Here is a 12,113-nt window from a genome sequence, read left to right as displayed (position 1 = left end):
CAAATTTTTCTTACTTGGCTAATTAGGGGTCATGCGATCAGCGACCCCGACCTCCGAAATTCCCGCCCCGACCTCCGCAGAATCGCGCGCCTGGCGGCTGACGCTGATGATGGTCGGAGGACTGACGATTCTCCGCCTGATCGCCTTGTTCACAACGCCTCTCGAGCTGTACCCCGACGAGGCGCAGTACTGGCTGTGGTCGCGGGAGCTGGCCTTCGGCTACTTCTCCAAGCCGCCGATGATCGCCTGGCTGATCTGGCTGACGACCCAGATCGGGGGCGACGCCGAGCCCTGGGTGCGACTGTCCGCCGCACTCCTGCACGGGGCCACCGCCCTGGTCATTCACCGCATCGCCCGCAAGCTCTACGGTGGCTGGGCGGGCCTGCTCGCCGCCGCGATCTACAGCCTGATGCCGGGGGTCGTGCTTTCGTCGGGCCTGGTCGCCACCGACGCGCCGCTGCTGTTCTTCCTTGCCCTGACGATCTGGGCCTATGTCGCCCTGGCCGAGGAGACCGCGCCGCGCCGCTACTTCATCGCCGCCGGCATGGGCCTGGCCCTGGGCTGCGCCTTCCTGTCGAAATACGCGGCGATCTACGCCCTGGGCAGCATCGTCATCCACTTCGCGATCTCGAAGGAGGCTCGCAAGCGCTGGTGCCCGGCCGCCGCCGTGTTGTTCGTCACGACCTTCGTCCTGACCCTGGCCCCCAACTTCGCCTGGAACGCCAGCCACCACTTCTCGACGGTCAAGCACACGGCCGCCAACGCCAACTGGGGCGCGCACTCGCTCTTTAATTTCCGCGAACTGATCGAGTTCGTCGGCTCGCAGTTCGGGGTGTTCGGCCCGCTGCCGTTCGCGGTGCTGCTGGGCGGGGCGATCTGGCTGGGCGTCAAGAGGAAGCTGACCTCGCCCGACCTGTTGCTGCTGTGCTTCTCGGCCCCGCCGCTGATCATCGTGGCCGGCGAGGCCTTCGTCTCGCGCGCCAACGCCAACTGGGCCGGCGCGGCCTTCGTGGCCGGCTCGGTGCTGACCGCCGGCTGGCTGCTGCGCTGGAACGCCCGCCGCTGGATGATCGCCGGCCTGGCCGTCCAGGCCGTGTTCGCCGCCTTCTTCATCGCCTGCATGATCAGCCCCAAGGTGGTCGACGCCACCGGCCTGTCAAACGGCTTCAAGCGCGTGCGCGGCTGGGACCAGACCGTCCAGGCGATCATCGAGCGCTCGAAGGAAGAGCAGGCCCTGCGCGGCCCCTTGAGCGCCGTCGCGATGGACGACCGCTTCGTCTACAACGCCGCCGCCTATTACGGCCGCGACTATTTCGGCCAGCCCGGCGCGCCGCCGCTGCGGATGTGGGTGCACGAGGCCTACGCCCAGAACCAGGCCGAGGCCGAGACGCCGCTGGACGCCCACTACGGCCGCCGCGCCCTGATCGTCAGCCTGGAAGGCGGCTATCGGCCCGAGATCGAACAGGACTTCAAGGCCCATTCGGGCCTGCAGATCGCCCGCGTGCGCCTGGACAAGAAGCGCTCCCGCCGCGTCGACCTGTTCATCGCCGAGGGCTTCGCCCCGCTGCCCCGCGACCCGATCACCGGCCTGCCGCCACGGCCCCAGCACGCGCCGAAATAGGCGTGGCGGCTTTCGAGGGATAACCGTCCTTTCGACCGCCGCGCCGGCGGCGATGCTTCCCGCGTCCCACGGGAGGTCTCGATGCTGCGTCTGTTCGTGTTTCTGCTGGCCCTGGTCGCCGGCTCATCCGCCCTGGCCAAGCCGCTGGTGGTGATCCTGGCCGAGCCTCGGGGCACGGAAACCACCGACCTGATCGCGCCCTATGCGGTGCTCGCCGAGTCCGGGACGGTCGAGGTGACGATCGTCGCGCCGAGCCTGACGCCGGTGCGGCTGATGCCGGGCCAGGCCTGGATCCGTCCGCAGACGACCTATGCCGCCCTCAAGCGCGAGCCGGATGTCGTCATCGTGCCGTTCATGATGCCGGCCTACGACCCGGCCCGCGACGCCTGGCTACGCGAGCGGGCCAGACGCGGCGCGCGGATCGTCTCGATCTGCGCCGGGGCCGAGACCCTCGCCCGCGCCGGCCTGCTGGACGGCCGCGAGGCCACCACCCACTGGTATGAGCTGAACCGCCTGGCCAAGGCCTATCCGAACGTCCGCTGGCGGCGCGACCGGCGCTGGACCGTCGACGGCGGCGTGACCACCACCGCCGGGGTGACGGCCTCGATCCCGGCCAGCCTGGCCTTGCTGCGCGATCTGGCCGGCGAGGCGGTGATGCGGGAGACCGCCGCGCGGCTGAACGTCCCCCTGCCCATCCAGGCCCACGACGGCGCGGCGTTCCGGGTCGGGACGGATGCGGCGATGACCGGCCTGTCGGGCTGGGCCAATGCCTGGCGAGCCGAGAAGGTCGCGGTGCGGATCACGGACGGCTTCGACGACCTGGCCTTCGCCACGGCCTTGGACGCCTGGTCGCGGACCAATCGCTCGGAGGCGTTCCCGAGCCAGGGCGCAGTATCGCGGCATGGTCTGACGGTGATCGCGCCGGTCAAGCTTCCGCATGCGGCGCGGACGGTGGAGGCCCGCAACGGCGACCCGACCACCGCCCTGAACGACATCGCCGCCGCCTATGGCAAGGCGACGGCGCGTTACGTGGCGCTCACCCTGGAGCACCCTTACTGGCTCATCCCATAACCGCTCATTCCCGCGAAAGCGGGAAACCAAGCGGCAGCGGCCAAATCAGCTTGGGTCCCCGCTTTCGCGGGGATGAGCGGATTAAAGCGAAACCTCGAACGCCGCCTCGGTCTTGGCCTTGACCTCGTCGACGGTCACGCCCGGGGCCAGCTCGATCAGCTTCACCGGCGTCTTGCCGCGGTTGATCTCGAAGACGCCCAATTCGGTGATCAGCAGGTCGACGACGCCAGCGCCGGTCAGCGGCAGCGAGCATTGCTTGAGTAGCTTGGGCGCGCCCGACTTCTCGCAGTGGTCCATGACCACCACCACGCGCTTGACGCCGGCGACCAGATCCATGGCCCCGCCCATGCCCTTGACCATCTTACCGGGCACCATCCAGTTGGCCAGGTCGCCGGTCTCGGAGACCTGCATGCCACCCAGGATCGACAGGGCGATGTGCCCGCCGCGGATCATCGCGAAGCTGTCGGCCGACGAGAAGTACGAGCTCGAATCCAGCTCGGTGATCGTCTGCTTGCCGGCGTTGATCAGGTCGGCGTCCTCTTCGCCCTCATAGGGGAAGGGACCCATGCCCAGCATGCCGTTCTCGCTCTGCAGCGTTACCGACATACCCTCGGGGATGTAGTTGGCCACCAGGGTCGGGATGCCGATGCCGAGGTTCACGTAGAAGCCGTCCTGCAGCTCCTTGGCGGCGCGCGCCGCCATCTCATCGCGGGTCCAGGCCATCAGACGGCTTCCTTCGCACGGGTGGTCACGCGCTCGATGCGCTTCTCGAACTTGGCGCCCTTGACCAGGTGGTCGACATAGATCCCGGGCGTGTGGATGGCGTCCTTGTCCAGTTCGCCGATCGCGACCAGTTCCTCGACCTCGACGACGGTCTTCTTGCCGGCCGTGGCCATCATCGGATTGAAGTTCCGGGCGGTCTTTCGATAGATGAGGTTGCCCTCGGCGTCGGCCTTCCAGGCCTTGACGATCGAGAGGTCGGCGACCAGGCCCCGCTCCATCACGTACATCTCGCCGTCGAACTCGCGGACTTCCTTGCCCTCGGCCACCAGGGTGCCGTAGCCGGTGCGCGTGAAGAAGGCCGGGATGCCCGCCCCGCCCGCACGTATGCGTTCGGCCAGCGTGCCCTGCGGATTGAACTCGAGTTCCAATTCGCCGCTGAGGTAGAGCTGTTCGAACAGCTTGTTCTCGCCCACATAGGACGAGACCATCTTCTTGATCTGGCGGTTTTCGAGGAGGATCCCCAGGCCGAAGCCGTCGACGCCGCAATTGTTGGAGATGACCGTGAGGTCCTTCGTCCCCGCCTCGCGGATCGCCGCGATCAGGTTCTCCGGAATGCCGCACAGGCCAAAGCCGCCGGCCATGATGGTCATGCCGTCGAACAACAGCCCAGCCAGGGCCTCGACGGCGTCTGTCTTCACCTTGTCGACCATGGTGTCTCCCTATCCCGAACTTGCTAATCGGGTGCTTGGCGAACCGTGTCGCCCGAGCCGCGAAGAAATTCAACCCTTGATGAATTATTTTCCAGAAGGGTCGCTTGATGACCGACGCTAACACCAGCTCCGTGACGCCTTCCACCCCTGGGGTGCTTCTCGTGCTGGCCCACCCGGCGCTTGAACGCTCACGCGCCAATCGCGCCCTGGCCAAGGCGGCCAAGGGTCTGTCCGGGGTCACCTTCAAGGATCTGTACGAGAGCTATCCGGACTTCGTGGTCGACATCGAGACCGAGCAGGCGGCGCTGGTGAAGCACGACGTCATCGCCCTGCAGTTCCCGCTGTATTGGTACTCGACCCCGGCCCTGATGAAGGAGTGGCTGGATCTCGTCTGGCTGCACGGCTTCGCCTATGGCGAGGACGGCGAGGCCCTGAAGGGCAAGCGGCTGTTCGTGGCCTGCACCACCGGCGCCAGCGCCAAGGCCTACCATATGCACGGCTACAACCGGTTCTCGATGGACGAGTTCCTGCGGCCGCTGGAGCAGACCGCGCACCTGTGCGGCATGGAATGGGAGACGCCGTTCGTGGTTCACGGCGCTTCGGTAAAAGACGACGCGGCCCTGAAGGCCGAGGCTGAGCGCTACAAGGCGCGCGTGGCCTCGCTGCTACCAGCCCGCACGGAGGCGTAAGGACGGCATGGAGAATTTCCTCACCCAGACCCTGGTCTATCTGGGCGCGGCCGTCATTTCGGTGCCGATCGCCAAGCGCCTGGGGCTCGGCTCGGTGCTGGGCTACCTGATCGCCGGCGTGGTCATCGGTCCGTTCGCCCTGGGCTTGGTCGGCGAGCAGGCCGACGTCATGAAGTTCGCCGAGTTCGGCGTCGTCATCCTGCTGTTCCTGATCGGCCTCGAGGTGCAGCCCTCGATGCTGTGGGACATGCGCAAGGCGATCTTCGGCCTGGGCGGCGCCCAGGTGCTGGGCACGGCCATCGCCGTCGCCCTCGCCTCCCTCGCCCTGGGCCTGCCCTGGCAGACGGCGATGGCCGTGGGCCTGGTGCTGGCCATGTCCTCAACCGCGATCGTGCTCCAGACACTGGATGAGAAAGGGCTCAGGCAAGGCCCTGTCGGTCGCGCCGCCTTCGGGGTGCTGCTGCTGCAGGATCTGGCAGTGATCCCGATGTTCGCCTTGCTGCCCCTGTTGGCGACCGGCGCGACGCATCACGCCGAGGCCGGCGGCGGTCATGGCGGCGGCAGCCTGGTCGCTCACCTGCCGATCTGGGCCCAGACACTGTCGGTGTTCGCGGCTGTGGCCGGGGTGATCGGCGGCGGCCGGTACCTGGTCCAGCCGTTGTTCCGTTTCATCGCCAAGGCTCGCCTGCGCGAGATCTTCGTCGCCGCGGCCCTGCTGATCGTGGTCGCCGTGGCCAGCCTGATGCAGATCGTCGGCCTGTCGCCCGCGCTGGGGGCCTTCCTGGCCGGGGTGGTGCTGGCCGAGAGCGAGTTCCGTCGCGAGCTGGAAAGCGACATCGAGCCGTTTCGAGGTCTCTTGCTGGGCCTCTTCTTCATCACCGTCGGCGCGGGCGTCGACCTGCCGCTGGTGGCGCGTCAGCCGCTGGTCCTGGCCGGCATCGTCCTGGGGCTGATGACCCTGAAGCTTCTGGTCATGTACGGCATCGCCCGCCTGTTCGGCGCGCCCAAGCGCGGCGCTCTGGCAGTAGCCACCGCCCTGGCGCAGGGCGGCGAGTTCGCCTTCGTGCTGCTCAGCTTCACGGTCGGCGCGGGCGTGATCGGCGCCCAGCTGGCCGCCCTGCTGACCGCCGCCGTCGCCGTGTCCATGGCCCTGACGCCGGTCGCCATGATCCTGTACGAGCGTGTCGCGGCCCTGATGGACGCGGCCATCCCCGACGTAGTGCCCGACACCGGCGACTTCGACGAGGGCGAGCCCGACATCATCATCGCCGGCTTCGGGCGCTTCGGTCAGATCACCGGCCGCCTGCTGACGGCCAACGGCTTCAAGTCGACCATCCTGGACAGCGACATCGAGCAGATCGAGCTGCTGCAGCGCTTTGGCCGCCGGGTGCACTATGGCGACGCCACGCGCCTTGATTTGCTGCGCGCCGCCGGCGCCGAGCGGGCCCGGATGCTGATCGTCGCCCTGGACGACCGCGAGAAGACCGTCGAGCTGGTCGAGACCGCCCGCAAGGCCTTCCCGGACCTGGTGATCCTGGCCCGCGCCTGGGACCGCCGCCACGCCTACGACCTGTTGTCCAACGGCGCCGATGCGGTCGAGCGCGAGACCTTCGAGTCGGCTCTGGCCCTGGGGACCACCGCCCTGCAGAAGCTGGGCTTCCGCGCCCACCGCGCCCACCGCGCCTCGGCCTTCTTCCGCCGCCACGACCGGCGGATGTTCGAGGAGCTGCGCCCGATGTGGGGTCAGGAGGAGGCCTATATCCTGGCCTCGCGCGACGCGGCCAAGACCATGGACAGCCTGCTGGACGCCGACCTGCACCGCATGCGCCCCGGCGACGCCGGCGGAGCCTGGGACACGGCCAGCCTGGACGAGGAACTGCGCGAACGGGCGCAGCAGGAGGGAAACGTCTAGGCCGCGTCCAGCGCGCGCAGCCAGTCGGACAGGCCGCCGCTCGCGGCCTGCTGCACGCTGGCGCGAGCGGCGGCCGTCGCGCCCTGCCCGCGCGCCTCGCCCGGCGTCATGCCGAACCGCGTCTTGAACGCCCGGCTGAAGCTGGACCAGACGGTGAAGCCGTAGCGCTCGGCCACCTGGGCCATGGCGTACGGCTGGGCGGGATCGGACAGGGCCTCGAACACCCGGCGCAGGCGGCGATTGCGGATGTGCTCGCTGACCCCGCCCAGCGGCGCGAACAGCCGGTAGAGCGAGGCGCGGGAGACGCCGAACCGGCGGCACAGTAGCTCGGCGTCCAGGTCGGGGTCGTGCAGGTTGGCGTCGATGAAGCGGCGCATGCGGGCGCGCTGGGTCTCGGCCGCCGCCCGCCGGGTCTCCTCACCGCGATGGCCCAGGGTCAGGCCCGCGAGGAGGTCGGTGGTCGCGCGCCCCACGCCATGGGCCTCTTCGGGCCGCAGGCCCGGCGCCACCCGCATCAGGCTCTCGACATGCGCCTTCAACAGTTGCGCGCCGGCGCTTTCGCGGCGCAGGACCAGGCCATGCAAAGGATCCAGGTCGATGTCGCGAGCGTCGAAGGCGTCGCGCGGCAGGACCAGGTTCAGGTTCACGCAGTCGCCGGCCTTGGACTCGAAGGTGCGGGTCAGGTCCAGGACACAGACGTCGCCCGGCCGCGCGGTCGTCTCCTCGCCGCCCGTCCGGCGCCAGTCGCCGCCCTCGGTGATGATCTGCACTAGGATCAGCTCCAGGCCGGTCGCGGCGACTTTCCGCGCGTCGCGGCCATAGGCGAAGGCGGCGCCCGCCATGTGCGCCGAGCCCAGCACGAAGGGCCCGATGTTGAAGGTGTCGACCCACAGATCGGGTCCGGCCGCGCCGACATTATCCAGCCTGACATCAAAGATCGGCTCGATGGCCTCGGCGAAGGCGTCCACGCCCAGGCCACCGGGCGCGCCGCGCGTACCGGCCTGATAATGGGGGAGCATCGAGGCTTGCGACATGGGAACTCAAACCCGCGATACCTGAGCCGCCCAGAAAAATGCGGAAACGGCGAGCCGTCAACTTGGCTTTGGGCGCGCGGCGCGGCGTCTCAGATTGCTGACCGTCCGTCTCAACCTTGGCCACGCCGATTGCTCGGCGCGCGGCCCGGCTCTACCGGAACGGCAGCGCGAGGCCAAAGCCCCCATTCCCTTGGTTGGCGGCCTTGTGCTGAGCGGTCAGGTCCGCCCCGTCCCGGTGGGGAACTGTTGGGCGATGCGGATCCGCCGCGTGAACTTCCAAGCCTTCGCGGCGCGGACCCCCGCCGGGTCCGCGCCGTGTTTTCTATTCGGCCGCCTGCAGCTCGGGACGCGGCGGCGGGCGGAAGGCCTCGACGAACGGCGTGGCGAAGCCGCCGGTCAGGCTGTGAGGATCCTCGGCGACTGCGCCGAAGGTCAGGCCCCGAGGCCGTGCGCCAGGCACGTGCAGGGTGCCGAACATCCGATCCCAGACGGCCAGGCAGCTGCCCAGGTTCTTGCCGAAGTGGGCGGGATCGGCCGAGTGGTGGATCTGATGGTGGGCCGGGCTCAGCAGCCACTTGCCCAGCGGCGCGAAGGTCATCCAGGCATGCGAGTGCTGCAGGTGCAGCACGGTCATGATGAAGACCAGGAAGACCGCGTTCTGGCCGAACATCAGCGGCTCATGCCAGGCCGCCCCGAACGCCCAGGCCAGCACCCCGCCGGTCGCGCCGGTCACCACCGCGGCGATGTTGACGAACTTCAGGCTCTCGATCGGATGGACCCGGTAGATGGTCAGCGGCGTCAGCGCCTCAGCCGTGTGATGAGTCTTGTGGAAGGCCCACAGGAACGGGACCTTGTGGCTGAGCCAGTGGTCGAACCAGTAGGCCAGCTCATAGGCCAGGAAGCCCAGCACGCTGCCGACCACCGCGACCAGCGGCCAGGGCGTCATGCTCAGCGGCCCCGCCCCGAAGGCCTCGCCCAGCCAGCCGGCCAGACCGCGCGAGATCGCCTGGCTCGACAGCAGCGCCGCACCCAGGATGAAGCCCGCGGCCCAGACGTTGAACACGAAGAACACGAGGTCGGCGCGGCTGGACGCCGTCAGCCAGACTTTTCGCAGGAAGAGGGCTTTCAGCAGCAGGCGCGGCGAGGTCTTGCGCCCCCGCCCCCGGCGGCTGATCACGATGTGCAGGGCGCCGATGACCAGGGCGCTGGCCAGCGAGACCAGGGAGAAGGTCGAGCCCAGCGGCAGCAGGGTGTCGAGCAGCGGCGCGGCCAGCCGATGGGCGGCGCCCGCAAGATCGATCAGTTGTCCGGCCGTCGCCACGTCCGAAGACCTCCGTTGAGGAGACCTCCTTACACGCCACGCCTCAATTGACGCTTAATGCGCCGGCTGCTTTTGGCCCACGCGGCGGAAGAGGTCGGCCAGGGCCTCGAACAGGCCCTTCTCGGACGCCTGATGATAGATCGAGTCCGCCGCGAAGGCCTCGGCCAGCCGCGCATGCGCCTTGCCCAGGTTGTGGTACGGCAGGCGCGGCAGCAGGTGGTGCAGGGCGTGGTAGCGCAGGCCGACCGGGGCCCACAGCTCGGACGCCAGGTTCGGCGGGGGCACGTTGACCGAGTCCAGGAACTGCTCGTCCAGGGTCATCTTGCCCCCGTCATTGTCCCAGTGGTGGGCGACCAGGGTGCGGGCCTGGTTGACGAAGGTGGCGACGGCGAAGATCGCCAGCCCCGCCAGTACGAAGCGCAGCGGCAGCCAGCCGGCGACCGTGGCGGCGATCACCGCCCACGACCACAGCCAGCAGGCGACGTCCTGGGCGACCCAGCCGGCGCGCCAGCGGTGCAGGTCCTCGCGCTCGAAGTCGGGATTGATCATCAGGGCCGACAGCTTGGTGCGCACATAGACGCGCAGCGGCGGGATCACGAACGACAGCGGGATCAGGATGGCCGAGCGCAGGATCACGCCCAGCGGGGCCAGCAGCGCTACGAACAGGAAGGCCGCCAGCTTCAGCGGCGTGAAGCGCGACAGCGGCAGATATTCCGGATCCAGCGCCGTGCCGAAGCGGTCCTTGATGTGGTGGATGTTGTGCACCCCCTCGTACATCAGCGACGGGGTCATCAGCGGCACGCCGATCAGCAAGTTCCAGCCGGCCAGGAAACCCGGCGTCTCGTCGGCGCGCAGGTGGGTCAGTTCGTGGATGAAGCTGAGGCCGCGATAGAGGGCCAGCACGCTGACCAGGCCCGCGATCAGGCCGATGGCCAGGCTGGCGGTCGTCGCGGCGACGTAAAGGCCGGCCCACATCAGGGCGGCTGAAACGACGAGGTCGATCCAGTAGACGGCCGCGTTGGGCGTCATCAGGTCTTCGGTCAGGCCATAGGCCTGCTTGGTCAGACTGACGCCTTGGCTCGCCAACTTGTTCACTTCGACCTCGCGCCGCCTCTAACTCAGAGTGACGAATTGGCGACGACGCGAGGAAAAGCAACCGTTTGGATCAAAGACGCGACAATTCCGCGCCCTTAAGCGTCATTGAAGTGGGCGCGCACCCGGGCGGGTTAACCGCGCACACTTAACCCTGGCGCGCTACTGGGTGAGCGGCCGCAGGATGATCTCGACCCGGCGGTTCTGAGCCCGGCCGGCGGCCGTGGCGTTGTCGGCGATCGGCTGGCGCGAGCCCATGCCGGCCACGAAGACGCGGTCCTGCAGCACCCGGCCCTCATGGGTCAGATAGTCCGCCACCGAACTGGCGCGGCGCTCGGAAAGGCCCTGGTTGTAGTCGGCGCCGCCGCTCGAGTCGGCGTGGCCCACCACGTCGATCGTGGTCTGCGGATAGGCGTTCAGCGTGCGGGCCACGTCGTCCAGCACGCGGGTGAACTGCGGCTGCACGTCCGACTTGTCGACGGCGAAGGTCACGTCGCTGGGCATGACCAGCACGATCTGATCGCCGTTGCGGCGGATCATCACGCCCGAGGTCTCCAGGCTGCGACGCAGGTCGGCCTGCTGGCGGTCCATGTAGTTGCCGACCGCGCCACCGGCCAGCGCGCCGATGCCCGCGCCGATCAGCGCGTTCTTGCGGCCCTGCTCGCCCTTGTTGGTGTTGGTCAGGTAGCCCAGCAGGGCGCCGCCAGCAGCGCCGGCCAGCACGCCGGTGCCGGTGTTGTTGCGCACGGGCATGCCCGTATAGGGATCGGTGGTGCTGCAGGCGGTGAGGGCGGCCGCGCCCATCAGCAGGGCGGCCAGGGCGGTCTTGCGCATTGTCGCAACTCCCACGTCTTTGTTGTAGATCAAGGTCAAACGGGCAAACGCCCATCTTATGGTCAAGTTCCAATACCGCGCCTGAAGCCTGGATGAACGGCCTTCGTTTCGTCCCCAGCTCGGTGTAGTAAGAAGGAGCTTACTAATTCCAAGGCTGCCAGACGTGTCCACCTCCGCCATCGATCCGATCTCGTTCACGCTTTACAGCAAGGACTTCCCGCGCTTCGCTCAGGAGCTTGGCGCTTCGTTCGAGCGCTACGGTTTCGCCGTGCTGTCGGAATACGACATCCCGCAGGACCGTATCGACGCGGCCATTTCCGACACCAAGGCCTTCTTCGCCTTGCCGGTCGAGACCAAGAAACAATATGCCGGGGTCAAGGGCGGCGCGCGGGGCTACATCCCGTTCGGCGTCGAGACCGCCAAGGGCGCCACGCATCATGACCTGAAGGAATTCTGGCACATGGGCCGCGAGCTGCCGCCCGGCCACCGCTTCCGCGCCACCATGGCCGACAATGTCTGGCCGGCCGAGATCCCGGCCTTCAAGCACGACGTCAGCTGGTTCTACAACGCGCTGGACACCATGGGCGGCAAGGTCCTGGAGGCCATCGCCACCTACCTGAAGCTGGACCGCGACTTCTTCAAGCCGACCGTCCAGGACGGCAACAGCGTGCTTCGCCTGCTGCATTATCCGCCGATCCCGCTGGACGCCACCGGCGTGCGCGCCGGCGCCCACGGTGACATCAACACCATCACCCTGCTGATGGGCGCGGAAGAAGGCGGCCTGGAGCTGCAGGACCGCAACGGCGACTGGCTGCCGATCAACCCGCCGCCGGGCTGCATCGTCATCAACATCGGCGACATGCTCGAGCGCCTGACCAACCACGTCCTGCCCTCGACCATCCACCGCGTGCAGAACCCGCCGCCCGAGCGCCGCCACCTGCCGCGCTACTCGACGCCGTTCTTCCTGCACTTCGCGTCGGACTACGAGATCAAGACCCTGCCCAACTGCGTCACGCCCGAGAACCCGGACCGCTATCCGGAGTCGATCACGGCCGACGAGTTCCTCCAGCAGCGCCTGCGCGAGATCAAGCTGGCCTAGGGCCGCC

At 68.3% G+C, this 12,113-nt stretch carries 11 protein-coding genes and 1 pseudogene; 6 read left to right on the top strand and 6 right to left on the bottom strand.

Going from position 1 to position 12,113, the window contains the following annotated elements; all coding sequences use genetic code 11:
- The first annotated feature begins 31 nt into the window (after window positions 1–31).
- Both AC1RR5_RS02670 and AC1RR5_RS02665 read left to right on the top strand, forming a co-directional pair.
- The gene (locus AC1RR5_RS02670) at window positions 32–1,621 is read left to right on the top strand and encodes an ArnT family glycosyltransferase (protein WP_492919545.1); all 1,590 of its coding nucleotides are present in this window, start codon (window positions 32–34) and stop codon (window positions 1,619–1,621) included.
- Window positions 1,622–1,702: 81 nt separating this feature from the next.
- On the top strand, window positions 1,703–2,692 hold the full coding sequence (locus AC1RR5_RS02665; protein ID WP_492919544.1) for a DJ-1/PfpI family protein: 990 nt from the start codon (window positions 1,703–1,705) through the stop codon (window positions 2,690–2,692).
- A gap of 81 nt (window positions 2,693–2,773) precedes the next feature.
- Here AC1RR5_RS02665 and AC1RR5_RS02660 read toward each other — a convergent pair whose 3' ends face one another.
- Together AC1RR5_RS02660 and AC1RR5_RS02655 are read right to left on the bottom strand one after the other, a co-directional pair.
- The gene (locus tag AC1RR5_RS02660; RefSeq protein ID WP_492919543.1) at window positions 2,774–3,415 is read right to left on the bottom strand and encodes a 3-oxoacid CoA-transferase subunit B; all 642 of its coding nucleotides are present in this window, start codon (window positions 3,413–3,415) and stop codon (window positions 2,774–2,776) included.
- On the bottom strand, window positions 3,415–4,125 hold the full coding sequence (locus AC1RR5_RS02655) for a CoA transferase subunit A (RefSeq protein ID WP_492919542.1): 711 nt from the start codon (window positions 4,123–4,125) through the stop codon (window positions 3,415–3,417). Before AC1RR5_RS02655 ends, AC1RR5_RS02660 begins: the two co-directional genes overlap by 1 nt.
- Between AC1RR5_RS02655 and AC1RR5_RS02650 the strand changes: the two are divergent.
- The 3 genes and pseudogenes from AC1RR5_RS02650 (at window position 4,028) to AC1RR5_RS02640 (ending at window position 6,726) form a co-directional block, all read left to right on the top strand.
- Window positions 4,028–4,233 (top strand): annotated as a pseudogene (locus AC1RR5_RS02650) (hypothetical protein). The gene AC1RR5_RS02655 and the pseudogene AC1RR5_RS02650 overlap by 98 nt on opposite strands.
- Entirely contained in the window at window positions 4,233–4,814 is a 582-nt protein-coding gene (gene kefF, locus AC1RR5_RS02645; RefSeq protein ID WP_492919541.1) for a glutathione-regulated potassium-efflux system oxidoreductase KefF, read from the top strand. The pseudogene AC1RR5_RS02650 and the gene kefF overlap by 1 nt, the downstream one beginning before the upstream one ends.
- Window positions 4,815–4,821: 7 nt before the next feature.
- Window positions 4,822–6,726 carry a monovalent cation:proton antiporter-2 (CPA2) family protein gene (locus AC1RR5_RS02640; RefSeq protein ID WP_492919540.1) on the top strand — a complete coding sequence of 635 codons (1,905 nt, stop codon included), beginning with the start codon at window positions 4,822–4,824 and terminating at the stop codon, window positions 6,724–6,726.
- Here the strand turns inward: AC1RR5_RS02640 and AC1RR5_RS02635 are convergent.
- From AC1RR5_RS02635 to AC1RR5_RS02620, 4 genes are all read right to left on the bottom strand, one after another.
- Window positions 6,723–7,745, bottom strand: coding sequence for a helix-turn-helix domain-containing protein (locus AC1RR5_RS02635; protein ID WP_492919539.1), 1,023 nt, complete (start codon window positions 7,743–7,745; stop codon window positions 6,723–6,725). The two genes, AC1RR5_RS02640 and AC1RR5_RS02635, sit on opposite strands and share 4 nt — an antisense overlap.
- A gap of 337 nt (window positions 7,746–8,082) precedes the next feature.
- Window positions 8,083–9,081: a sterol desaturase family protein gene (locus AC1RR5_RS02630; protein WP_492919538.1), complete on the bottom strand. Its 999-nt coding sequence runs from the start codon at window positions 9,079–9,081 to the stop codon at window positions 8,083–8,085.
- A gap of 54 nt (window positions 9,082–9,135) precedes the next feature.
- Window positions 9,136–10,176, bottom strand: a complete 1,041-nt coding sequence (cerH, locus tag AC1RR5_RS02625) for a ceramide hydroxylase CerH (protein ID WP_492919537.1) — start codon at window positions 10,174–10,176, stop codon at window positions 9,136–9,138.
- Window positions 10,177–10,335: 159 nt separating this feature from the next.
- The gene (locus tag AC1RR5_RS02620) at window positions 10,336–11,007 is read right to left on the bottom strand and encodes a YiaD family glycine zipper/OmpA-like lipoprotein (RefSeq protein WP_492919536.1); all 672 of its coding nucleotides are present in this window, start codon (window positions 11,005–11,007) and stop codon (window positions 10,336–10,338) included.
- A gap of 163 nt (window positions 11,008–11,170) precedes the next feature.
- On the opposite strand from AC1RR5_RS02620, the gene AC1RR5_RS02615 reads away from it, so the two are divergent.
- A complete protein-coding gene (locus AC1RR5_RS02615; RefSeq protein WP_492919535.1) occupies window positions 11,171–12,106 on the top strand; it encodes an isopenicillin N synthase family dioxygenase in 936 nt (311 codons plus the stop codon).
- Window positions 12,107–12,113: the final 7 nt, after the last annotated feature.

Source organism: Caulobacter sp. GW821-FHT11E11 (assembly GCF_058808315.1).
This window is presented reverse-complemented; position numbering and strand designations above follow the sequence as displayed.

What these genes read in the sequence shown, in the direction of transcription:
- AC1RR5_RS02670 (WP_492919545.1), top strand. Translation starts at nt 32, where the DNA reads ATGCGATCAGCGACCCCGACCTCCGAAATTCCCGCCCCGACCTCCGCA.
- AC1RR5_RS02665 (WP_492919544.1), top strand. Translation starts at nt 1,703, where the DNA reads ATGCTGCGTCTGTTCGTGTTTCTGCTGGCCCTGGTCGCCGGCTCATCC.
- AC1RR5_RS02660 (WP_492919543.1), bottom strand. Translation starts at nt 3,415, where the DNA reads ATGGCCTGGACCCGCGATGAGATGGCGGCGCGCGCCGCCAAGGAGCTG.
- AC1RR5_RS02655 (WP_492919542.1), bottom strand. Translation starts at nt 4,125, where the DNA reads ATGGTCGACAAGGTGAAGACAGACGCCGTCGAGGCCCTGGCTGGGCTG.
- kefF (WP_492919541.1), top strand. Translation starts at nt 4,233, where the DNA reads ATGACCGACGCTAACACCAGCTCCGTGACGCCTTCCACCCCTGGGGTG.
- AC1RR5_RS02640 (WP_492919540.1), top strand. Translation starts at nt 4,822, where the DNA reads ATGGAGAATTTCCTCACCCAGACCCTGGTCTATCTGGGCGCGGCCGTC.
- AC1RR5_RS02635 (WP_492919539.1), bottom strand. Translation starts at nt 7,745, where the DNA reads ATGCTCCCCCATTATCAGGCCGGTACGCGCGGCGCGCCCGGTGGCCTG.
- AC1RR5_RS02620 (WP_492919536.1), bottom strand. Translation starts at nt 11,007, where the DNA reads ATGCGCAAGACCGCCCTGGCCGCCCTGCTGATGGGCGCGGCCGCCCTC.